Origin of the sequence: Arenibacter latericius DSM 15913, from assembly GCF_000424985.1 — a bacterium.
GTDB lineage: Bacteria > Bacteroidota > Bacteroidia > Flavobacteriales > Flavobacteriaceae > Arenibacter > Arenibacter latericius.
This window is the reverse complement of record NZ_AUKX01000007.1, coordinates 16509-41023: the sequence shown is the minus strand read 5'-3', so window position 1 is coordinate 41023 and position 24515 is coordinate 16509. Positions and strand designations below refer to the sequence as shown.

At 34.5% G+C, this 24515-nt stretch carries 20 protein-coding genes; 10 read left to right on the top strand and 10 right to left on the bottom strand.

The window, feature by feature from the left end:
* Window positions 1-52 precede the first annotated feature (52 nt).
* The gene (locus H344_RS0104615; protein WP_026809229.1) at window positions 53-451 is read right to left on the bottom strand and encodes a hypothetical protein; all 399 of its coding nucleotides are present in this window, start codon (window positions 449-451) and stop codon (window positions 53-55) included.
* Between the two features lie 233 nt (window positions 452-684).
* On the bottom strand, window positions 685-1389 hold the full coding sequence (locus tag H344_RS0104610) for a LytR/AlgR family response regulator transcription factor (RefSeq protein ID WP_034256168.1): 705 nt from the start codon (window positions 1387-1389) through the stop codon (window positions 685-687).
* 399 nt (window positions 1390-1788) lie between these two features.
* Between H344_RS0104610 and H344_RS0104605 the strand changes: the two genes are divergently transcribed.
* On the top strand, window positions 1789-2727 hold the full coding sequence (locus H344_RS0104605) for a hypothetical protein (protein ID WP_026809227.1): 939 nt from the start codon (window positions 1789-1791) through the stop codon (window positions 2725-2727).
* A 142-nt stretch (window positions 2728-2869) separates the two neighbouring features.
* On the opposite strand, the gene H344_RS19710 is transcribed toward H344_RS0104605, so the two are convergent.
* From H344_RS19710 to H344_RS0104590, 3 genes are all read right to left on the bottom strand, one after another.
* Window positions 2870-3412, bottom strand: a complete 543-nt coding sequence (locus H344_RS19710) for a hypothetical protein (protein ID WP_051254111.1) — start codon at window positions 3410-3412, stop codon at window positions 2870-2872.
* A 126-nt stretch (window positions 3413-3538) separates the two neighbouring features.
* Window positions 3539-4240: a Crp/Fnr family transcriptional regulator gene (locus tag H344_RS0104595; protein ID WP_026809226.1), complete on the bottom strand. Its 702-nt coding sequence runs from the start codon at window positions 4238-4240 to the stop codon at window positions 3539-3541.
* A 201-nt stretch (window positions 4241-4441) separates the two neighbouring features.
* Window positions 4442-5092 carry an alpha/beta hydrolase gene (locus tag H344_RS0104590; RefSeq protein ID WP_026809225.1) on the bottom strand — a complete coding sequence of 217 codons (651 nt, stop codon included), beginning with the start codon at window positions 5090-5092 and terminating at the stop codon, window positions 4442-4444.
* A 71-nt stretch (window positions 5093-5163) separates the two neighbouring features.
* Here H344_RS0104590 and H344_RS0104585 point away from each other — a divergent pair, with 71 nt between their 5' ends.
* The 8 genes from H344_RS0104585 (at window position 5164) to H344_RS0104550 (ending at window position 12457) form a co-directional block, all read left to right on the top strand.
* Window positions 5164-5586 carry a PaaI family thioesterase gene (locus tag H344_RS0104585; protein ID WP_026809224.1) on the top strand — a complete coding sequence of 141 codons (423 nt, stop codon included), beginning with the start codon at window positions 5164-5166 and terminating at the stop codon, window positions 5584-5586.
* Window positions 5587-5593: 7 nt separating this feature from the next.
* Complete coding sequence (locus tag H344_RS0104580) at window positions 5594-6703, top strand: chorismate-binding protein (protein ID WP_034256150.1); 1110 nt, start codon at window positions 5594-5596, stop codon at window positions 6701-6703.
* A gap of 54 nt (window positions 6704-6757) precedes the next feature.
* A complete protein-coding gene (gene menD, locus H344_RS0104575; protein WP_026809222.1) occupies window positions 6758-8515 on the top strand; it encodes a 2-succinyl-5-enolpyruvyl-6-hydroxy-3-cyclohexene-1-carboxylic-acid synthase in 1758 nt (585 codons plus the stop codon).
* Window positions 8516-8550: 35 nt separating this feature from the next.
* Window positions 8551-8895: a DUF2853 family protein gene (locus tag H344_RS0104570; RefSeq protein ID WP_026809221.1), complete on the top strand. Its 345-nt coding sequence runs from the start codon at window positions 8551-8553 to the stop codon at window positions 8893-8895.
* 84 nt (window positions 8896-8979) lie between these two features.
* Window positions 8980-9810, top strand: coding sequence for a CvfB family protein (locus tag H344_RS0104565; protein WP_026809220.1), 831 nt, complete (start codon window positions 8980-8982; stop codon window positions 9808-9810).
* Between the two features lie 340 nt (window positions 9811-10150).
* Entirely contained in the window at window positions 10151-10750 is a 600-nt protein-coding gene (locus tag H344_RS0104560; protein WP_026809219.1) for an SPOR domain-containing protein, read from the top strand.
* Between the two features lies 1 nt (window position 10751).
* On the top strand, window positions 10752-11657 hold the full coding sequence (menA, locus tag H344_RS0104555) for a 1,4-dihydroxy-2-naphthoate octaprenyltransferase (protein ID WP_026809218.1): 906 nt from the start codon (window positions 10752-10754) through the stop codon (window positions 11655-11657).
* 47 nt (window positions 11658-11704) lie between these two features.
* A complete protein-coding gene (locus tag H344_RS0104550; RefSeq protein ID WP_026809217.1) occupies window positions 11705-12457 on the top strand; it encodes a LytR/AlgR family response regulator transcription factor in 753 nt (250 codons plus the stop codon).
* 225 nt (window positions 12458-12682) lie between these two features.
* Here H344_RS0104550 and H344_RS0104545 read toward each other — a convergent pair whose 3' ends face one another.
* From H344_RS0104545 to H344_RS0104530, 4 genes are all read right to left on the bottom strand, one after another.
* Window positions 12683-15232, bottom strand: coding sequence for a c-type cytochrome (locus H344_RS0104545; protein WP_034256148.1), 2550 nt, complete (start codon window positions 15230-15232; stop codon window positions 12683-12685).
* 96 nt (window positions 15233-15328) lie between these two features.
* Entirely contained in the window at window positions 15329-15700 is a 372-nt protein-coding gene (locus tag H344_RS0104540) for a VOC family protein (RefSeq protein ID WP_026809215.1), read from the bottom strand.
* Between the two features lie 239 nt (window positions 15701-15939).
* Window positions 15940-16791 (bottom strand): ChaN family lipoprotein, encoded by an 852-nt coding sequence (locus H344_RS0104535; RefSeq protein ID WP_026809214.1) that lies wholly within the window; start codon window positions 16789-16791, stop codon window positions 15940-15942.
* A gap of 155 nt (window positions 16792-16946) precedes the next feature.
* The gene (locus H344_RS0104530; protein WP_026809213.1) at window positions 16947-18311 is read right to left on the bottom strand and encodes a mercuric reductase; all 1365 of its coding nucleotides are present in this window, start codon (window positions 18309-18311) and stop codon (window positions 16947-16949) included.
* A gap of 381 nt (window positions 18312-18692) precedes the next feature.
* Here H344_RS0104530 and H344_RS0104525 point away from each other — a divergent pair, with 381 nt between their 5' ends.
* Window positions 18693-19178 (top strand): DIP1984 family protein, encoded by a 486-nt coding sequence (locus tag H344_RS0104525; RefSeq protein WP_051254109.1) that lies wholly within the window; start codon window positions 18693-18695, stop codon window positions 19176-19178.
* Between the two features lie 317 nt (window positions 19179-19495).
* Here the strand turns inward: H344_RS0104525 and H344_RS0104520 are convergent, their stop codons facing one another.
* Window positions 19496-24130, bottom strand: a complete 4635-nt coding sequence (locus H344_RS0104520; protein WP_026809211.1) for a PAS domain-containing protein — start codon at window positions 24128-24130, stop codon at window positions 19496-19498.
* Window positions 24131-24515 lie beyond the last annotated feature (385 nt).

Sequence of the window (24515 nt, the reverse complement as noted above, 5' to 3'; positions counted from 1 at the left end):
TTTCAAGCTATAGGAGAATAGCTCGATTATAATAAACTGGACCTAAAATGAATTATGCGTACTTAGGAGGTTGAAAAATATCGGTATGCGATAATTGTTCGTGAAATTCTTGATAATAGAAACCAGAAATGGTATCTACTGCAGGAGGCGTTTTTAACAATAATGCAGGAGCCTCGTTTATTACAAAGGCTGTAGCAGAATGTAAACAGGATTGATGAGTTAAGGGAAGTTGTTCATGATTTTTATGTTCTTCTTGGTGTTCCCTATGATGTTCCTCCTTTTGTGCTCCATAATGCTTGGATACAAAATCGATTAGATTATCTCCGTATTTTTGCTTGTGGAATTGGGCGTGGGAAAAGAATTCATTTAACTGCGCAACGTTTACCATATCCATGTGTAGACTTTGGATAAAAAGCAATAACGACAGCGCTATGGAAAATAATTTGCCCATTTAGGGTTAAAGATAAAAATAATTCGAAAATAAATACCTGACCTTTGTCATCCTTTATATAAAATGTAAGTCATACTTATTAAATGAAATCGCTAGGCTTTAAATTGATAACAATTATATATGGTTGACTGAAATCACGTTTTAATCTTACCTACTCTAAAATAAGTGTTGATACTGCATTATAATTTTATAAAAGAGATTGCGAAAAATATAAGCGTAAGCCTGTTGATAGATTACTCTACAACGACTAAAGCATTTTGTAGCAATTCTTTTTTATGTCTACTTAGAGGAATTACTTTGCCATTTATCTCTACACTGGATCCATTAAATTTTTCTATTTTATCTAGATTAACGATAAAGGATTTATGTATTCGCATAAATTTATCTGAAGGTAATTGGTTGTTAAATCCCTTCATAGTGGAGAGGATCAGCATGTTTTTCTCTTTAGATATTATTTTTATGTAATCCCCATACGCCTCAACCCATAAAATATCATTTAAGATTAGTTTGGTGTTTTTTAATTGGTGATTAATATAAATATAGTCCTGTTCTACCTCTTCAGTGTTTTCCAATTTATGATTAGTTATCGCTTTTTTTACAGCGTTGTCAAATCTTTTTTTGTCTACAGGCTTTTTTAAATAATCTGCCACATTGTAGTCAAACGCTTTCATCGCATGATCGGCACTGGCGGATATCACAATTATTTGTGGAATAACGTTTAAAGATTCTAGAAGATCAAAGCCGCTTACTAGAGGCATTTCAATATCTAAAAAAATTAAATCCACCTCATTATCGGTTAAAAACTCTTTAGCTTCTAGTCCATTTTTAAATTCATCCAAAAAGAGTAGCGAAGGGTTGTCTTTTATCAGCTTAGAAATGGTACGTCTCTGCATTGCAGAATCCTCAATAAGGATACATTTTAATTTACTGCTTTTCATATAGCTTAGGTTCATAAAACACCTCAGATTTCTGCATTAATTTTATATTAATGAGATTGAGCTTTGTATTCTCGTACGTTTTTCTCGAGGAACATAGTGGGAATAAAAAGCATTATCTAAGGTTGGATTTAGGGTTATTGTAATAACAAATATACGGTAAGTTGCGCAATTTTGACGTTTATGTTCCAAAATGACTTTTTAATGTAATGTTTTATTGAGGTAAACTAGTTAATAACAATTTTTCTAAACCCTAAATGGCTATATGTAAAACTCTAAATTAAGGATGTTATAATCCATTGAGTTTATTATGTTTATACGAGGTTTTCTTTGAAGCATGAAGTAAAAGTGGTGATGTTTATTTTTATTTTTTTAATAGTTTTATATCGTTAATTTTGTAGCATGGTAAGAAAATACGCAACATCTTTTGTCTTTAGTCTTTTTTATGTTTTTACCATTTTGCTCCCGATGTCCGTACTAGGCCAAGAACTTAAAGTGTTTAGGGTTCAGGATTTTAATCTAAATGGTGCAGTTAAATCTTGTATGGTAATAACTAATTATGGGAAGGAGGAATACCAGTTTAACAGAGAGGGAATTCTTACCAAAGCTATTACGCGTTACAATGACGAAGATTATGATATTACGCTTTACAAAATAAAGGACACCTTACTGTTAGAAAAGCGATTGGAGAATTATAGGGATGGAAAATTTGTAAGAAACACCTCAATAGCTAACTTGTACGAAGTAGATACAACGCAAGGTAAAATAGTAACTGAAAAGATTATTTCCTATAATAAGGAGTTTTTAGATCAGTATGAGTATGAATATGATGTAGAGGGGAAGCTAGTTTCTATTAAAAGAATAAACGATAAAGGGATAGATGAGACAGCTATAATTTACGAGAAAAACAATGGCGAGTATACTGAAACGCATTATTTAGATGATGTAATTTTAAAATCTATCCGAACTTCTGTAATGGAGGGGGAGAATAAGAAAAATGTGCTGATTAAGGATTACTTAGAAGGAATGCCTTATAAGGCGTATGAGCAAATATTCACTGATACGGGGAAAGTGCTTTCTGAGGTACAGTTTACTTTTAATAAGTCAAAAAATACCTTTGAACCTATTGAAAGTAAAAACTACGAATACAACCTTGAAGGTGATTTAATTGCCGAGAAAATTAAAAAGGGAAAGTCTGTAACAGAAAAAAACTATCATTACCAATATGATGGGAGTGAAATAAAAAATTGGATTAGACAAATTGTAACTCCGGATAATACCTATACCAGTAGGAGAATACAATATTACCCAAAGGAGGAACCTCAAGAAAGTAAGATGTAATAAATAGAGGGCCTAATTAAGAGAACACCATGTTTCTTGTGAATACTGGGTGTTTTGTTTTTACATAAAATCATAGTTTATAAAATAAAACATCCTGTACATATTAGAAAGCACAGGATGTTGATATTAGATTAGCGTCATACTAATGGATTTCACCGGCATAGGCTATCCTTAGATTTTTCTTGTTATTTCCATTATGAACCTGAACTTGATAGGTTTTTTTAACACCTTTATCCTTAAAATAGGTTACTCTATAGATGTCTTTTTGAATAATCCAATCTGGATACTGTTTAAAAATCTCATTCCGAACTGAGTTTGGAGGAGTAACGTTTTTAAACTTTTCAATTGTCGAAATTACTTTTCCATTAGCATCATAAGTGGCAATAATTCTACCATTGGTCTGAGAAAAAATTACCTTAAAGTTATCGTAATCCCCATCAAAATCAGGGTCTTCGGTAACATTGTAATTTGCTACTTCATTTTGAAGATTCTGCACAAACTCTGGTGTAGATTCGTTATTTACCATATTGTGGTAAACTAAGTTCGTCATGGGTCGTATAGTAACACCTTCCAGTTCAAAAGCATTACTATGCTCGTCATGATTCTTCTCATTTTCTTTTTCGGTTTGAGAAAACCCGATAGCAATAAAACACATAAATGCGATAAATAAAATTGATTTTTTCATGATTGATGAATTTATGATTTGTATATCTTGAAAATACCATTTTAGACAGGCATAAAATGCTACTTAAGTAGCATATGTCTCCGCTTTATAATAATATTAACATAGCTAAATAGTTTAGTTAATCTATTACATATTTAATGGTGATGCTTTCTTATGAAGAAGAGGATAATCTATAATTTCTAAATGTTTTCTTTTTATGTCTAATATGCCCTCTTCCTTAAATTCCTGGAGGTGTCTATTTAAAACAGCACGTGTTGTTCCAATTAATCCAGCCAATTGATTATGGGTAAACCCATCTATTGTTTCAATCTTATTAGTAGACTTATTGGTATAATGAAGTAGTAGTTTAGCTAGGCGTGTTGAGGTGTCTTTAAGGCAGATGTCTGATACAATATCTTCCAAATGCTCCATCTTTTTTAACACATAGGCTAATATTTGTTTAAAGAAAAGTGGATTTTTAGAAGTCCATTCCTGCATTTTATTTAATGGGATATACAGTACTTCTGTAGGAGTTAGCGTTTCATAATATAGGCTAGTGCTTCCCTCACTAATTAAGGAGCAAACATTTAACGCATCATTTTCGGTTAGTAAAGAAAGTATCAACTCTCTATCGTTTTTAGAATCGTAGTCGTAAGCCTTAACTACTCCAATTGTGATGATGTAAAATTTACGTAATTCTTGATCGGTTTGTAGAATACAAGTTCTTTCTGGCCAGTCGCATGGATTTGCAATGGCAAGTAATTCTAATAGGGACTCGTCATTAATATCAGAGAAGAGGGAATTGTTCCTTATTTTTTTTAAATAAGCGGTAGATCTTATTGCATCCATCTGATTGATTTTAGTTGATTTTCTTTTCTGAGTAGTAAGAAAAGATGGGTAAAATAACTAGGGGAGAACTCAGATAGGAAATCACCTGATTTTTTGAATAAACAAGCTTTTAAAGTTACGAAAAAACGGAAAGGTATATGGGTTGGTTAACAATTCTTTATCATCAAATTTAGCTTTGTTTATCTAGGAAAAAATGTTGTGTTAATTGGGAGCTAAGTTATTTATTATGCTCTGTTTCACTTCATGTCTTCCTTCAAAAGGAATATATTTAACCCTTCCTTGAAAGAGAGCGTCTATTTTAGGGCGTTCTTTTTCCAATCGCTCTGGGGTAAGGAGCTCGTCTTGCTCCCCATAAACAATTTTTATTTCTGTTTTTATTGGAGCTAAGAATTTAAAGTCGGTCCACTTAAGTTCTGCGGGAATTGACCCGGCATATAATACAAGTTCATTGCAAGGAATCTTACTTTTAGCAACCCATCTTGTTGCAATGGAAACACCTTGAGAAAACCCCAAAACAATAAGACGACAATCAGCAGGAATATTCTCGTTTAGTAGCACTTCATCTAAATATCGGATTACATTTTCTATTTCTTCAGTCGTATTTTCCTTGGTAAGCCAGCTAGCACCCACATGTTTATAATTAGAACCTAGGTAGTATTTGGAGGGGGCTTGGGGAGCAATGATATAATTTTCCTTTTTTGGGAGTCCTTTAAAATACTGAATAAAATATTTGCTAAGAAACCCTATCCCATGTAATACAATCCAAACGTTTTTAGTGTTTTCATCTAAAGTATTTAAACTGAGATAGGTATTGGTGCTGGTGTATGTGACTTGTTTTTCTTGTTGGTTCATAAGAGTTAAATAGGGTATAAAGTAAGTTATTTATTGATTTTCTATTGCTTAATTTTACAAAAAATCTATTCATGGAAGATTATAAGGAGAAAATACTACGTATTTGTAATGAAACCAGTAAAGGAACCTTGATGGAAACCTTGGGGATGGAATATATAGATGTGGGAGAGAATTATTTGGTGGCTAAAATGCCAGTTACACCAAAAGTTCATCAACCAGATGGAGTTTTGCATGGTGGTGCTACGGTGGCATTGGCAGAAAGTGTGGGGAGTGCCGCTTCTTTTATTTTTTTAGATGCCAAAAAATATGCCATACGGGGATTAGAAATTTCTGCTAATCATGTTAAAAGTGTAAGAGAAGGGGAGGTCTTTGCTAAGGCTACTATGGTACATAAAGGCCGTACCACTCAAGTCTGGGATATTAAGGTTACCGATAAGGATAATAACTTAGTTTCCATTTGTAAATTAACAACCATAGCATTACCAAAAGCATAATAAGGGAATGGATTTTTTGGAACGTATAGCTCAGCAAATTAAAGTTCAGTTGCCTTTTGTAGCTTATAGAAAGCCCAATGAGGAGAAAGTAAATTTAATCTTGCAAAATAATGCGGAACTGCATACCGTGGTAGATTACGAAGAAAGCGGATTTGTCTTTGCACCTTTTAATTCTAAGGAGAAAGCTATTTTATTAAGAAATGACATTTCCTTTTCCGAAACCCTCAAGTTAGAAGGGGCAGTAGAAAATTTTGGTCCGCTGATGGATGTAGAAGAAAAGGAAGCGGATAGGGCCTTTCATCTAGAGTTAGTACAAAAGGGAATAGACGAAATAAAATTAGGGAATTTAGAAAAAGTAGTTTTTTCTAGAGAAGTGAAAGTGAAATCGTCTCAAAAACCAATTCAGCTATTTCAAAATATTTTGTCTCATTATTCAACCGCATTCTGCTATATCTGGTATCATCCCAAGGTAGGGATGTGGCTGGGGGCTACACCAGAATTATTGTTGGAAATGGAAAATAGAAGGTTAAGCACCATGTCACTAGCAGGTACTAAGAAATATAATGGGGAAGCAGAACCTATTTGGGGCAATAAAGAGTTAGATGAGCAACACATGGTTACCCAATTTATAACAGACTCTTTAGAGGGGAAGGTTACCTCTTCTAATGTGTCAGAAACTATAAGTACACGCGCTGGGGAACTTTGGCATTTAAAGACCGCTATTTCTGGTGTAGTAAGGTCAGACACGGGAATTGGTGAGATAATAGATTCCTTGCATCCTACTCCTGCTGTATGTGGGCTTCCCAAATTAAAGGCAAAGGATTTTATCTTGAAGAACGAGAAACATCATCGTGAGTTTTATACTGGATTCTTGGGAGAGTTAAACCTTAGAGAGGAGGTTAGTAGACCTGAAAAACGAAGGAATCAAGAGCATAGAGCGTATAGAACTATCAAGAAAAAGACCGTCTTGTTTGTGAATCTAAGGTGCATGAAAATGCAGGAAAACCAGTTAACTATTTACGTTGGTGGGGGAATTACGCGTGAGTCTGATCCGGAAATGGAATGGAAAGAAACCTGTGATAAAAGTAGAACCATGTTGAATATTATCAGCAGTTAAATTATTAGGAAGTAGGATTGGTTTAAATAAGACGGAGATTGTACTTTTGTGCAAATGAAATACTCTATTATTCCCTCTTCCCAGACTGTGGTATACCATTGCAAAGCAAGAGGTATAAAAAATATTATTATCTCTCCGGGATCCAGAAATGCCCCGTTGACAATTGGTTTCACTGAAGACCCTTATTTTAACTGTTTTAGTATTGTAGACGAAAGGTGTGCTGCATTTTTTGCTATGGGTATAGCCCAGCAGCTTAAAGAGCCAACTGTTGTCTTGTGCACCTCTGGGAGTGCATTGTTAAATTACTATCCCGCTATTTCAGAGGCGTTTTACAGTGATATCCCCTTGGTGGTTATATCTGCTGATAGACCACCATATAAGGTAGATATTGGTGATGGACAGACCATAAGGCAAGAAGATGTTTTTAAGAATCATATTGCTTTTAGTGCAAATTTAAAGTTAGACGTTTCCCATGCTACTGAGAAGGTATTAAAATATGATGCACCTAATCTTAGTGGGAGAAATATTGATGAGGCGCAGCTTGCAGTGCAAGAGTTTAACGATACCGTTTTAGACAAGGCTTTAAATTTGGTGTGTAATCAAAATAGTCCAATTCATATTAATGTTCCGTTCGAGGAACCGTTATATGAGGTTGCCACCGAGCCGACCTTAACTCCGAAAGTTAATTTTAAAAATGAGGAAAGCAGGGAGTTAGATTCAGAATATCTTCATGCGTGTATAGAGGTTTGGAATAGGGCCAAACGGAAAATAGTATTGGTAGGGGTTAATTCTCCAAACACTGTAGATCAAAAGTATTTGGAATTATTAGCTATGGATCCTTCGGTTATTGTATTAACAGAATGCACCTCCAATTTGCATCACCCTAATTTTTTTCCAAGTATAGATAGTATTATAGCGCCAATAGAAAAATCTCCTAAAAAAGAGGAATTGTTTAAGGAATTGCAACCGGAGGTAGTACTAACTTTTGGCGGGCTAATTGTCTCCAAAAAAATTAAGGCATACTTAAGGGAATATAGTCCTACCTACCATTGGCATATTGATGTGCAAAAGGCTCCAAATACCTTTTTTAGCCTTACCCATCATTTTAAAACCGATCCCAATACTTTCTTTGGTAAGTTGTTGAATAAGAGTTTGGTATCTAAAAGTGCTTATCAGCAATATTGGTCCAAGGCTAAAGAGCACTATATTAATAGGAGGGAGCAGTATATGAAGGAAATACCTTTTAGTGATATGTTGGCTTTTAATCATCTTATGGGTAGTGTGCCAAATAATTATCAATTGCAATTGGGTAACAGTTCTGCAATACGTTATGCACAATTGTTTGATTTGGATTCTTCCGTATCTGTTTTTTGCAACCGTGGAACAAGTGGAATAGATGGCAGTACTTCTACCGCTATTGGTGCAGCCTTATATGCAGAAGCGCCAACCCTATTAATATCTGGAGATCTTAGTTTTTTATACGATAGTAATGCGTTGTGGATAAAATATATACGTCCAGACTTCAGAATTATAGTTATTAATAATAGTGGAGGTGGTATTTTTAGGATCTTACCAGGGAAAGAGAAGTCCGATAATTTTGAAACCTTTTTTGAAACAACTCATCAGATAGATCTTTCTCAAATTGCCAAGACCTATAATTTCGACTTTATTTCTGTGGCGGATGAAACGTCATTAGAATCAGAATTAGATCAGTTTTATGCAAAGTCTCATCGACCTAAAATAATGGAAATAAAAACCCCTAGATTATTGAATGATGAAATTTTGCTAGGTTATTTTGATTTCATATATTAGGGCTAGAATTAATTTACAAATCATTAACTAGAATTATGAGTAAAAGAGACGAATTGATTGAAAAGTATGCCGCAGACATAAAGGATAAGTTTGGAGAGGCACCTAATATGGATTTATTGACTAAGGTTACCATCGGTTGTGGGCCTTCAATCTATAATGCTGATGCATCAAGAGTTTCTGGATCGGATGATAAAGAACTGGCGACTGTAAAGAACAACTTCTTAATTAAAAAGCTAGGGTTAGAAGATGGTCCTAAGTTAATGGAAGCTATTAACTCCGTTATCGAGAAGTACGGTAAATCTGAAAGAAACAAGTACAGGGCAGTAATATATTATATGCTGGCTAAGCACTTTAATAAAGAATCAATTTACAATAAGTAAGCAACAATATTTTAATATTTAAGCCGCTCTTTAAAAAGAGCGGCTTTTTTTTATTAGAACTCTTTTATAGTGTATTTTTGCAGCATGATAGCACTTGGAAAATATAGTAAATTAGAAATATTAAGAGACACAACAGTAGGTCTTTTTTTAGGAGATGAAGAAGGGAATGACGTATTATTACCTAATAAGTATGTACCAGAGGAATATGAGATTGGGGAGTTCTTGGAGGTGTTTTGTTATCTAGACCACGAGGAGCGTATTGTAGCCACTACCTTGGAACCCTATATAATGGTTAATCAATTTAGGTTGCTTCAAGTTGCTGAGGTTAATGAGTACGGTGCTTTTATGGATTGGGGGTTAGAGAAACACTTGTTGGTTCCTTTTCGCGAGCAGCGTAGCAAGATGAGACAAGACCAATGGTATGTGGTATACTGCTATTTAGATGAAAAAACCAATAGATTGGTTGCCTCTAATAAACTCGATAAATTCTTATCTAACGATACCCTTACCGTAAAAGAAGAGGATAAAGTTAATTTAACTGTTACCCGGTTCACGGACTTGGGTTGGGAAGTTATTATAAACGAAAGTCACAAAGGATTAGTTTATGCCAATGAAGTATTTAAGACTATAGCTGTAGGAGATCAGCTCGTTGGATATATCAAGTTCATTAGGCCCGATAATAAGATAGATGTATCTCTACAACCTATAGGATATAAAAGTTTAGAGCCTGCAGCTAATCTTATTTACGAAAAATTACAAGCCTATGGGGGGTATCTTGAGCTTCATGATAAATCTGACCCAGAGGAAATAAGAAGGATACTTCAAATGAGTAAAAAAACCTTTAAGAAAGGAATTGGGGCGCTATATAAGGAACGTAAAATAGAAATTAGTACAGACGGTATACGAATGATATAAGTATTAAGTCTAGAAAACTGATTCCGAGTTAAGAGTAACTTATTTGTTTTTATATAAACCCTTTAGGTAATCTTCAGTTTTTTAAAATGCTAAAATTTAGTTGTTGCCGTTTTATTGAGCAATAAAAATATATGTTCAATTGGCAGTAGGTAAATAAAAGGGAGTTATTAATAAAGTGTTGATTATAAGTTGTATAGCTTCGATTGACTTTAAAATTATTCTCCGATATTTATCATTTAATCGCAAATTCTTTTAAATTTACATCAGAATTGGAGAAAATAATAAAGTTTTCGCTGTTTTGAGTTATATTTAAGTATTCACCCCCTAAAATATTACTTCTATGCCGTTCATTGAAGAAAGCGATTTGTTAGAATTGCATAAAGATATTGATAAGGCTCAATTAATTAATGAGCGTTTATTGGATCAAATAAAATATAAGAATAAGGAGTTAAGGCGTAGCAAGATCCAAAGAAATATATTTGGTAGCATTACTGTATTTTTTTTAATATTTACCTTAGCCGTATTTTCTTACAACGCTGGTTTTGTAAGGTCTACTAATATGGAGAGCAGAAACAATCTGTTAGTTTCTATAGATAGCTTAGAAGTGATTAAAGCACGAATAGATAATCTAAAAGAGAAAAATGAAGAGTTAAGCCTGGTAAAGGAATTTTATTTGGCTAAAAAGTTTCTCGAAAAAGAAAAAATATATTCGGTTCAGGTAAAATCTTTTATAGATAATAACCTTACTCTCGCCTCTGAATCTCTAGGAAACACCATATTTGCAAAAACAAATCCGTTTTATTCTTATTCCTTAGGGAATTTTGAAACGCTAGAAGAAGCACGTTCTTTTAGGTATCAATTGGTGAAAATGGGATTTAAAGATGCTTTTGTTGCATCTTATAGAGATGGAAAACGAATAGAAATAGAAGACCCTTACTAATTTGTTGAAAACAAAAGCTTGGCTCAATGCGGCACGGTTAAGAACCCTTCCGCTATCCTTATCAGGAATTATTGTGGGTACTGCCCTAGGAACTATGTATGGTAGCTTTGATTGGCTTATATTTATATTTGCCATTCTTACAACAGTAGGTTTACAAGTCATTTCCAATTTTGCTAATGATTATGGAGATGGCGTTAAGGGTACAGATAACGAAAATAGAGTAGGTCCTAAACGTGTGCTTCAAAGTGGCCTTCTCAGTAGAGCCCAATTAAAGCATGGAATAATTATCACTATTTTTATTTGTATAGCCCTAGTTCTTGCTTTGCTTTACTTCTCTTTTGGAACTGAAAATTTAAAATACATATTGGTCTTCGGATTCCTTGGAGGATTTGGTATCTGGGCCGCCATTAGGTATACAGTAGGAGATTCTGCCTATGGTTACAAAGGTTATGGTGATGTTTTTGTATTCCTCTTCTTCGGATTAATAGCGGTAATGGGATCTATGTTTCTTTATACTAAAGCCATCTACTTATCATCTTTATTTCCTGCCATTACTATAGGTCTATTAAGTGTTGGTGTACTCAACTTAAACAACCTTAGAGATTATGAATCAGATAAGCTTGCTAATAAAAATACACTAATAGTGAAAATAGGGGTGTACCACGGTAAGATATACCATACACTATTAATAGTATTAAGTTTTGTTTGTATGTTGATTTATACTATTTTGCATTATGAAGAATGGAAGAATGTCTTACATTTATTAGCATTTATTCCTATATTTATACACTTGATAAAGATGCTGAGGGTGAAAAACACTGTTTTACTCGATCCAGAATTAAAAAAATTAGCACTCAGTACTTTTTTAGTGGCACTTCTATTTTATATTAGTTTCACTAATTTATAGTGTTTTAGACTAACAAACCGAAAAACCAACCAACAAAAACTTAAATTTTGGAACAACCAATTCGAATTCTTATAGTAGAAGACAACGTAATTATTGCAGATGATATGCAATCTATGTTGGAAGAAATAGGCTATGTCATTGTAGACAATGTTATAGTTTATGAACAAGCAATAGAGGTGTTAAAAAATCAAGAGGTAGATTTAGTACTGATAGATATTATTTTAGCATCTGATAAAACCGGAATAGACCTCGGTAAACACATCAGGGAAAACTATGATATTCCATTCATTTTTGTCACATCTAACTCGGACAGGGCAACAGTGGAAAATGCCAAGAGCGTTAAACCAAATGGGTATTTAGTAAAACCATTTGAGCAGCAGGATCTATACACATCTATTGAGATTGCCTTATCTAATTTTATTAGTGTAGCAAAGAAAGGGGATGCGCATAGTGAGGAAGAGGATGATAAAGTGATCTCTAACACTGTCTTAAAAGATTCTATTTTTGTTAAAAAACAACAGTTATATTATCGTATACAATTTTGTGATATCCAATTTATCAAGGCAGATAATGTATACCTAGAAGTAAATACGGTAGATAAGAAGTTTTTAGTGCGGTCACCTCTTAAAGACTATTTGGAAAAATTGCCAAAGCAGAAGTTTTATAGAGCGCATAAATCCTATATTGTAAATGTAGATCATATTGATGCTATAAATTCTAGAGATATTTTAATCAACGAAACTCTGATTCCTATATCAAAAGAGTTTAAGGATTTTATAATTTCTGCGATGAATTCATAATTTCTTATAGCTATGGTATTCTGCCTCAATTCTTTATGAGTACTCTATAGGTAAAGAGTTTAAAGTTATCAATCTCCTTATTAAACTATCGCTTCAATAAAATAAGGATCCGGGGATAATCAGAAATATTTAATAAACAACACAAGGTGCCAAATGGCACCTTGTGTTGTTTATACTCGATAATCGAGATTTAAATGCTCCTAAGCGGGCCTGCCCCGAGGTAGTTTATTGTAACTCGGATTGGCGGGCTTGGGATTTTAAGAATGCAAAGAGGTCCATTATTTCTTGCTCGTTTAATCGGTTTAATAAAGCAGGCATCATAGGAGATCTTTTAGAGGCTTGCCTGGATTTAATATCGCTTTTCTTTAATTTTAATAATTGTTTGGGGTTTAAAGGGTTTTCGTTAATCGTAAGGGTGTCCTTAGTTTCGTTGATTAACCTGCCCCAATGTTCCTTGTCATTGTTCATAGTTATTTCTATTGCCTCGTATTGGTCAGATATGGTCTTGTTAGGGTAAACGATGGCCTCTGCAATATCTTTAGCAGAAAACCTATTGGTTATTTGGGTAAGATCTGGACCTACGCTAGAACCGCTGCCTTGAAGGCTATGACAACTATTACAAAGCACTGCCTTATACATTTGAGCTCCATTTTCAATATTTCCTTGGTCTGCCACATTGTTGTAAAGGGAGATTATTTCATCAACAGAATAGTTTTTCCCAGGGCCTTTGGGGTGGGGAAGGCTGGCTAAATCGGTTCCACTGACTTGTAATAATTCTTCTCCAGATAAGGCTATTAAATTTTCATGTTCACTTTTAGGCATATTAGTTAGGGCCTGTTCTCTTATTTTTAGTAGGAATCCCGTATAACTTTCCCCTCCATTAGCTGCAAATAGTTTTGCAAACGTGGTGAAGTATTTCTCCCTAAGTTCCTCGTTCCATCCCTTACTAGCATAACTAAGGGCTTTTGCATAATGGATAAGTTCTGAAGGTGGAGTATTGCTTTTCATTCTTTCAATAGTACCACCGTATTGCTCGCTTCTTCCTGTAACTTCTTCATTAATCACAGGGGAGTTTTCATTGGTTTTGGTAATATCGTCTAGCATAGCAATAGTTTTCTCTACCACTTCTGGGTCGTCCAAATAAGCCAATAGTTGAACTAATTCTCTATTTACTTGATTACTTGTACTAGGGTAGTGGGGACTTAACTTTTCCAGTAGTTTAATTTTCTTTTCTGAGTTGAATTCCCCACGAATAAATAATAGATCGTATGCTCGGATAACATCAGTTTTTTGATTTTCGGATAAGTCAGGAAAGTTTATTTCCCCTAGTTTATCAAATGTTAATTGCTGTAATTCTTTATTACCTATCCTGGCAGATGCTATGGCAGCTTGTAGTATGGCGTCTGGGTTATTTTCAGCAATCAGTTTTGCTCCAATTATTTCCGGTTCCATATATTCCAGTGCCACTCTTGCTGCATATCTTATACGTTGGTCTGAGTGTAGAAGGGAAGACCAAATAAGATCTATATCTGCTGGTGATCCCATGGCGTAGGACTCTAATTCTCTTCTTAGTTGTTGTTCTTCTGTTATTATAGGCTCCGTTTGTTGGGTTTTCTTATTATTTCCGGAATGGTATACGCGATAGAGACCAGATTCTAATCGTCTTCCACCCGTTACAAAGTACATTGCACCATCATCTCCAGCAACTCCATCTGTAAGAGGGAGGGAGGCGCCAGCCAGAAATTCTTCCTTTTCTGCCCTATAACTAGCTCCCTCAGGAATTAAAGAAACGTAGTACATGGTACCAAAACTCCAATCGAATACAAAAAGTCCGTCCTGATAATGTTCTGGAAAATTTAGCGTATTCCCCGCAATTACTCCTGTGGGCGATCCTTGACCTATATCTAAAATTCCGGGAACATTATCTGGGTAGTATGCAGGCCATTTTCCAGAGCCTGTACGCCAGCCAAATTCGGAGCCGTTAGTGATATGGCATACGCGAATGGGTCTATACCAAGGAGAGCCCATATCCCATTCCATATCGGAGTCAAAAGTAAAAAGCTCACCGTCTTTATTGAAGGCTAAATCATAGGCATTTCTAAATCCTGTAGCAATAACGGTAAGATCTTTTCCATCTTTATCCGTTCTTGCGACCCATCCTCCTGGGGCTAAAACGTCATTGGCATGACCTCTAGGGTCTTTTATCGCATCAAATAGCTGATCTTCATCCCATACAGGTTTCTGTACAGAGCTAAATGTTTTTGGCAGCAGGGTGTGGTTGCCACCGGCCATATAGAGGTAACCATCGGGTCCGAGTATAATACCATGAGGTCCATGTTCGCCACGACCTACAAACTGTTGTAAAAAATCTATATGGTCTAAAACTCCATCCCCATTAGAGTCGGTAACCTTATACAATCCGCTTTCTTCCTGCTTGTCCGAGTTGGTCATTACATACAAGCTCTCATAGGCCCATAATAATCCATGGGCGTTGCCAATGTTTATGGGAATGGAATCTACCTTTATAGGGGTTTTAGATCCAATCTTGGGAACTTCTATATAGTAGAGCGCTCCATATTGGTCAGAGGCAATTAATCTCCCTTTATCATCTTTAGTAATAGATACCCAAGATCCTTGGTCATTGTCGCTGGGGCTATATAATTTCTCTACAATAAATCCGTCTTGTACCAGAATATTTGGATCAGATTCAACAGGAGACTTACATCCCCAATGTATTAATAATAGGAATAGGGGTAATATGGTTATTTTACGCATTGGTCTGTGGTTGATTGTTTAGGTTATTATGATTGTAGTACTAAAATAGGCTTTGGCAAAAACTAAAATTGGGTAAACTTTATAATTTATGGATATTTACACATGTTGGTCTATAAGAATGGTATTTCCATCGGGGTCAACAACAACGATACTTGCAGGTCCGCTAGAACTCTTATCTGTCTTTTGTACTAATGAAATTCCTTTGTTTTCTAGGTCCTTTTCAATTTCCCTAACATCTGTAAAAGAATCTAATTTGGAGGCATTTTCATCCCAACCAGGATTAAAGGTTAATATATTGTTTTCGAACATCCCCTGGAATAATCCAATGAGAGAGTTCCCGTTTTTCATTATTAGATAATTTTTTTCCAAATCACCTGCGAAGACAGTAAAGCCTAAGTTTTCATAAAATAATTTTGAAGCCTCAATGTCCTTGACACTTAAACTTATCGAAAATGCACCTAATTCCATATGTTATTTTTTGCTTTTAGAAGGATCATCTAAGTTACGTATTTTTTTAAATACGGAATAGGAGAATTAATAAGTATAGGATGATAGGTATAATAATTAGAGTTCTTTTTAAGGTCTTTTTATTGATGATAGATTACAGAATAGTTCAATGAGTTCATTGTAGGAACCATATTCCCTATAAACTAATAAATAGGCGGTTATAATTAAAGATAACGTCTATATGTGTTAATAATAGAATATTAATAGGTAGTAGTCATATCCCTATCTACACAAATTATAAAGTCGGCTTTGTTACGGTTCTCCAACAACAGTTTTTTTAAGTTCTTTTGGGAAACTGTAGTAATGGTTTTGTAGTTAAGGTTGGGCTTCTCTCTTTTAAGATACCAAAGAATTCCTTCATAAAAATCGGAGTGATAAGCCCCGTTGAAATGTAAGAATAGGTGATTATTTTTATGATTTTTTAAAATGAAATAGGCCATTGTTGCATCCTTTATAGCTTGTGCCATGACTAATTTAGGGCTTCCGTGATCTCCCATCATGGATAGAATGTTTTTGTAGGTTGGTAATTCGCTATTAAAAGGAATGGGGAGAGGAGCTATCCATTTTTTTTCCTCTTCACTAAGGGACTCTAGAATAGAAAACCCATTTTTATAAACTAAGTTGGCATATCTTCTAGGGATATTGGTGGCGATAAAAGGAATTTTATTTGACTTGGCAAAATCTACCAATGGGGCATAATCGGTTTTATAGTTGGGCCACAGTCGGGCTAATGTATCTAGTTCTTTAAAGGTGATTTCTTCGTTTAAATACCTGTTAAGTGGAATTTGGTTGTCTGCTTCAAACATTTCTGCACCTAGAGTTAGGGATTTTCGGTTGTATAATTCGGCAGTTACTTTATACTGCAGCCAATGTGCAATAGGATTATCATGTAACTCTCCGAATAAAACTATATCTGCCTTTGCTAATTGTCGCAACATTTTATTGTGGGAAACTTTCTTGCCTTTCGCATTATAAAGTATATAGGGTTTAATTTGACTATAGCTATTGCTACTAAATAGAAATAGGAGTAAGACGATTATAGCTTTAAACATATGCTTCAAGGTTACATTAAAAGAAATAGTTGAGTATCAAATATGGTGAAAATTGAGCAGAATATGCTCGGTTTTAAACATCTGACAACAAAGTTTTAAATCCGATTAATTATGGGATTGGTAGTATTAAGGGGGGGGATTGACTTTTACAAGGTTTAAAGTTTAGTAGCGTTTTCTAACATGGTGGGAATTAGTTCGCTAATTGTAGGATGAATATGCACGGCATCCCTTACTGTTCTATAGGAGGCCCCAGCATACATTTGGTCTATTATGGTATGTATATATTCGTCGGCACCAGGCCCAATAAAACTTGCTCCTAAAATGGTATCGGTATCAGCTTCAATGAAAATTTTTAATTTACCTGTAGTTTCTCCCATTTCTTTAGCACGAGATATGTCCTTCATAGGAATCTCCGAAACTTTGGCTGAAAGTCCCCTCTTTAGGATATCATTTTTATTCATCCCTACCCTTGCAAAAGGAGGATCAATAAAAGCAGCATAGCAGGTAAATCTATCAGATAAGAATCGTTTTGGGCTAAGGAACAAATGCGAATTTACTATCTGAAAGTCGTTATACGCCGTATGCGTAAAGGCACCTTTGCCATTACAGTCACCTAAGGCCCAAATATGGTCTACAGAGGTCTTTAAGGTATCATCAACTTGGATATAGCCATGGGGGTTTAGTATTACTCCAGTATTTTTTATACCTAGATTATCTGTGTTGGGAGTTCTACCTGTAGCCATGAGTAAATGGCTGGCTTTAAGTTTCTCGGTGGTGGCATTACAGTTGTAGGTTACCTCTATATAATCCTTATATTTTTCGGCTCCAATACAATTAGATTTCAATTTTACCTCAACATCACTATCGTTCATAATCTCTGAAATAAGGGCAGAAATATCATCATCTTCTTTTTTCAATAATTGCTCACCTTTTTCTAAAATGGTAACCTTACTTCCAAATCTTCTAAACATTTGGCCAAATTCTAAACCAATATATCCGCCTCCTACTATCACCAAGTGATCTGGAATCTCCTCTAATTCTAATATGCTCTCATTAGTAAGATAGGGAACCTCATTGAAACCTTCTGGAATACGAGGTCTTGCGCCCACATTTATGAAATAATTAGATGCGCTGTATTGTTTGCTATTAACTTCAATGGTATGGTTATCAACAAACATTGCCTCCCCACGGATAAGTGTGATGTTCTTATTATCGGTCAGCATTTTTTCTAAGCCCTTTCTGGATTCTTGGATAAGAGCATCTTTGCGCTGTTTTATTTTTTTTAGGTCGATTACTACCTCACCTTTAATTTCTATACCTAGGGCACTACTATTTGCAGCAACATAGGCGCGTCTGGCGGAAGCCACATATGCCTTGGTGGGAGTACAGCCAACATTGACACAGGTACCGCCCAAATGATTTTTCTCTATGATAGCCACCTTTTTTCCATGTTTGGCAAGGCTTTGGGCTAGTGGAGGTCCCGCTTGTCCGGCTCCGATAATAATAGCGTCAAAATTCATAGGGTTTTATTTTTAATTTATATGTCTCTAGTCTGCAAAATAGGTAAGACTTATTCCTAGTTAATAAGAAGGGGCTATCTTTTAGAATAATGCTTACATTACTTGCAGCACTAAATTGTGTTTAGCAAGGAGTTGGTGCTAATTTTAGAATGAATTAAGTCTTGGTATTGGGAGTGTTTAATATCTCGATAATCCAAAGTACAATATTTAATAGCACACTAACTAGCTTAAAGTTAAGGAATTATTTTTAGAGGCTTTGAGGAATCAAGGTAATCACTTAGATTTGTAGGACAAGAGGAATAGGAGAGAGTAGATTGCAGATTTCGGGAAAACTTAGACCGAGTTGCCTTTTGTTTATTTGTAATAAAAAATAAAATTTAAATGTCAGAGGAAAAAGATAACCCCTTAAATAATAAGAAAATGAAACTTGCAGAGGGACTGTTGTTTAGAGCGGATTTAATGAAGAAAATAGAACATCTTCAAAATAGAATTAGACCAGTACTTATAGTTTCTGACGATAAGCTTCCTCAGGAAGATCCAGATAAATTGCTAGCACAATTACGAAAGGCGATTCAGGATTTAGAATCTTTGGTTATTAGAATAAATAAAACCAATAATGAAACAATTGTAGAAGGAGAGGGTTTGCTTATGGAAGCACTTGCAAAAAGGGACTCCTTAAAAATGCTTTTGGAAAAACTAAGAAATATAAGGTATGCTGCGCAAATAAATAATAGTGGTGAGAGCAATCTAAAAACGACTATTAATATTAAGAACTTGCAAGCAGAAATGGATCAAACTGGTAGAGCGTTTAGGGAGATTGATAGTAAGATCCAAGAAATAAATTGGCTCACAGAATTAAAGGATTAAGCCGAGAGGCGGAATGATCGGGGCGAGTGCCAGCCCCTTTTTATGGTGTGGTTTTCGGGGTAAATAGAAAACACTACCGCATAATAGCTGCTTGGGTTGCGGCAAAATCGTATTGTTTAGGACCCATTACCGCTTACAGTTTACAAATGTATAGAGTATAACTTACTACCAGGTACTGACCGATCATTCTTTTAATTAATAGCCAATTATACCGAGTTATTATTACGGTATATCACCTAAACACTGGCTATATATTACTAAAAAGTTATGCTATTTTGTTTTCCAAAAAGGTATTGGTTTTTACATCTAAAATCCTCTTAGTATTTTTTATCACTGTCCATTACAGATTTTGATTTATTAACAATTTCACTGATAATCTTATCTAATTCTGCTGCTGAGGTCTGAATGTGATCTAGTAAACCCACCTTATCTTCCTCTAAAATAGTATCGTCGTTAATTACATGAATCAGGCCCATTAATCTAGCTAATGGAGCTCTTACCACGTGGGATTGGATCCATGCTATTTCCCTTAATTTGTTGTTTTGTGCTTCTATGTTATTGGCACGTTGCTGTAATTCATTATTAAGTTGCATCAACGATTTTTCATATTCTTTCCTATAGGTGATATCGGTCATAGAGCCAATTACCCTAATTGCGGTATTATCTTTATCTCTTATAACGGTGCCTTTATCCCATACATAAGCATATTCCCCTGATTTTTTTAACAAACGATATTCCATTTCCCATTTATCTATTTTGGGGTTATTTATGGCATTAAAAAAAGACTCTATAGCACCCTTTTTATCTGCTGGGTGTATTAGATTCATCCAGGTATTTTGATCTATTTTCTGGGGATCTGTGCTATGTCCAAAAAGTATCTGAAACCCATCACTTAAGAATAAGCTTTGTTTAGTTAAATCATAATCCCATATAGCATCATTTGTAGCTTGTGAGACTTTCTGAAAACGCTCATTAGAAAGTTCAATCTCTTTCTTAGCCGATATACGTTCATTTATATTTTTAATAAAAATGGACTTGCCATTGTGGGAAGGGTAGATATTTATTTCAAACCAGGTATCGTTATCAGGAAAAAAAGCTTCAAATGACTGACCAACATTATTTTGAAATGCATTAATTATTTTCCGAAAAAATGTTTGATTATTGATATGGGAAAATACGTTCTCTAAAGGATGTCTTAAGATACTTTCACGACTAATACCAAAAGATTTTTCTGCTTTTTGGTTCCAATAGGTGACTTTACCTTCATTTGTGAGAGATATAAATGCGTCACCAATACTTTCTAAGATTAGGTTTTTCTCCTCACTTGTAGCTTTATAATCTAATTGGGTGATTTTTAACTCATGAATATCCTGATAACTACCATATATTCTAGTGCATTTATCATTAATGATTTCTGGCTTTCCAAGGACTCTTATCCATCGCTCTTTTCCTTTATTAGTTATAATGGGTAACTCTACATCAAAAGATTGTCCTTTATGATAAGTGTTATATATTAGATCAGAGAATTTCTTAGCATCACTCTTTTCCTTATAGAAACCAGTGATGCTTTTTAGGTTGGGGATATACTCACTATCTACTTCGTGAATAGTTTTAGTCATTTCTGACCAATATACCTTACCGTTATCAAAGTCCATTTCCCACCCACCTACTCGTGATAAATCAGTGATATCCTTAAGTAACTCTTCTAGTTCTTTTTTCTCGGTAATATCTGTTCCAACAGCATAAATAGTTCCTTTTTCTTCGCTGGGATTTGCGGTCCAGTTAATCCATTTTATTTCCCCCCTTTTTGTTAGGAATCGGTTTTCAAAAGATTGTACAGCTTTCCCTTCTTGCAGTAGCGTTAATTTTTCAATTGTCTTTAAACTATCTTCTGGATGTACAAAATCTAATGAATTCTTCCATAGAATTTCCTTTTCGGAATATCCTAAAAGTTGTGTGATGGCTGGACTAATTTTTTCAAACTGTCCATCATCTCCAATTTTACTTAAAATTGCAGGAGTAAACTTAAAAATTTCATCTAATTCAATTTCTAATCGCTTTCGTTTTATCGCTGCCCCTAAATAAGTTTGCAGTTGTTTAAACAGGCTGCCATAAAACAAAGGGTTTTTCTGTTTGTTTTCTATTCCTAGAACAAGTACTCCTTTAACCTTGCTATTGTGCACTAAAGGGATGCCAACTATTTCTGGACGGCAGCTAAGATTAGAAGAATTGTTTTTTATTAAAAATTTTTCTTTCTCTAAAGAATCCCATACCGCCATTTCTTTACTTTTCCATAGCGTACCGGGTAGTCCTTCACCATAATTAAAAGTGGTTGGAGTAGCAGTATATTCTATAACTGATTGGGAAGTATGAGGATAGTGGGCTACGAGTGATAAGGTACTTTGATTGGAATCTGGTACCCAAATTTGCCCAACCTCATAATTAATGTCTTTAATTAAATGTTCTAACACTTTAGTTAAACAAGAGGCTAATTTATCATCTTTAACAAACAGCAGTCCAATGTCGTTCACTATCTTTTTTTGTAATAGCGAATTCATTCTTTCTGTAACATCTCGTTCTATAGAAACCCAATGGGTAAACCTACCCTCATCATCGGCTACTGGATTCATTACAAAGTTTACCCAATAATCTTCACCTAATCTATTTCTACTTCTAATTGTCATATCGAAGGCTTCCCAACGGGCCATCGATTCTTCAAGTCTTTTAATATCCGAAGGGTCTACATTTGGACTTTTTAAGATGTAGGTGCTTTTTCCAAGAATATCATTTTCTGAATATCCCGTCATTTTAAGGAAAGAGTCATTAACATAAATAATCTTATGTCCCCCCTGTTCTAGAGCTTCTGCTTCGGTAATCAACACAGCTTCCTTGGTATGGGTTACCACAGACTTTAATAGCCTAAGTTGCTCTTCTTCCTTTTTTTGATGTGTAACATCTTGAACGGTGCCTTCAAAAGAGTTTGGTAGATTATTACTACCCATTACAAAATATCCCAATCCATGCACCCATTTTATAGATCCATCTAGTAATATAATTCTAAAGGTATTGTCATATATCCAATTATGATTATAAGAAAGGAAATCTTCCTTATGGAGGAATTGCTCTCTGTCATCAGGATGTACAGTAGCTAGAAAGCTCTTATAATTAATGTCAAATTTCTCTTTCTCTCGTCCCCAAATAGAATATACTTCATCCGACCAAGAAATTGTAAAACTTTTTAAATCAAGAGTAAAGTAACCAAGTTTGGCAATGTTAGATACTCGTTCTAGTTTACGTTCTGTAAGTTTTAAATCGTGTAAATAAAACTCTCTATCCGAAACATCATAACAACTAACTAACATACAGTCACGTTCATTAATTTTTATTTGATGACCTACTATTTCTAGTTGGGATAATTCACCATTTTTGCTCTGGTGGGTAAAAATTCCATAGCTAATATTTCCGTCTTTAGGTCCTGAGTTTTTTACAGCTTCTAGAAATATAGGGACATCTGCATTCGGTTTTAGGTTTAATGCATGCATTCCTATCAACTCTTCTTTACTATATCCAAAATGTTTCAACATACTGTCATTAACATCTAAGATTATATGAGTTTCTAGATCTAAGATATATTTAGGTGATGGATCTGAGTTGAAAAGTAATTGTCTATTTTCTTGTGATGCTTTTAAACTAAGCGCTAACGACATACGCTCCGTAATGTCCTTAGCATTAATAACAATCCCTTGTATCTCAGGGTCGTCTAACAAATTTATAATTAAAACCTCTATCCATTTCCAACTTCCATTCTTATGTTTAAATCTAAAGGGCTTGGAAATATAGGGTTCATTGTTATGAAATTTTTTAAAATTATTATACGTGTTTTCCTTGTCCTCTTCATGTACAAAACTAAAAATGTTCTTTCCGTTAATTTCCTCTGAGGAATAACCTAGTGGAAATCCAGAACCTCCGCTGGCATAAGTAATAATACCTTTTAGATCTAAGATAAAGAGTATGTTGTAACCTGCCTGAATTACCGAGGTAAACTTAGGCGAAAGAAAATCTATTTGTTCCCAGGTCTTTTTCTGTGGAGTGATATCGTGAACTTCTCCCTCAAGAATCGTAGGAGAGAATAATTCATTAGTAGCTATTTTAGTTACTTTAAAATGCGTCCAAATAACTTGGCCGGTTTTGTGTAACATTTTAATCTCCAATTCATCAGGATCCTTATTTTTATTGGCCCAATTATCTAAGGCAGTATTAAACTTAGACCTATCGGAATGGTGTATATAATTAATCCAATCGTTAATGGAATTTACTTCAAATTGATCCGGACTATATCCAAGAACCTCCGCGAACGATGGTTTAGTGTAAAATGTGTCCGACTCAACTTCTAATTTCCAGATGGTGACACTGTTGATAACAGTGGCATCAATTACAGAAAAATCCCATAATTCATTGGTTCTTTCTACAGTTTCAACTAATTTTTCTTCGTTTTTAGCCCTTAACAAGGAAAGGGTATGGTTCGCAATAGTTTTTATTCCATTTAATTCTTTATCACTTAATACTTTGGAGTTATTGTCCGATATGAAAATAAGCCCTTCAGTTAAACCTGAAGAGTTTATCAAAGGTATTATAGCAATAAAATTTTGATAATTTTCAGGTAGCTTATCTGCTAGTTCTTTACTCTTTTTGTATTTCTGAATGTTTTCAATAATTTGTATTTCCTTGGAAGCCGTAGAAAGATATTCATTTAGAAGTTGCTCCCTCCAAGAAATAGGTTGCACTGATTTTGCGGGCTTATTAGATTCCTTTTTTGGGATATCTAATATAGCAATACTATGCAATGGGACTTCTAATATAATTGAGGTGAGTTCACAAATCTCCTGATAAACATTATGGGTAAATGCTAGTTTTGGATAGGAGGGGAGGTAAGAAATGATATCTTTAGACATTGCGATTTAAACTACTATTTAAGTATTGTTTCACTGTTTAGAAAATTTATTTTCTTTAATAATTTAAATTAGGGTTTGGGGTAAATTAATTAAAAACCTCGCATCTTAAGATATTAATTATATAATATTTAAGAATTAACTTACAAAATAGTTAATTTCCTTGGGCAAATCTAATTATTATTTAAAGTCGATAAAATTATTTCTCTTAATTAACACCTATCACCAATTTTAGTTTTTTGTGCTCTAAGGTATCTTATACAAGATGAACCCCAACTTATTTAGGCTAGGATCTAAGGAGTTTTACGCAAAAGGAGGGTATCAATGCTTCTAAGCCCGAGTTAAATTGATAGTGCTTTATCAAGTAGAGATTTTATCACCTTTACTG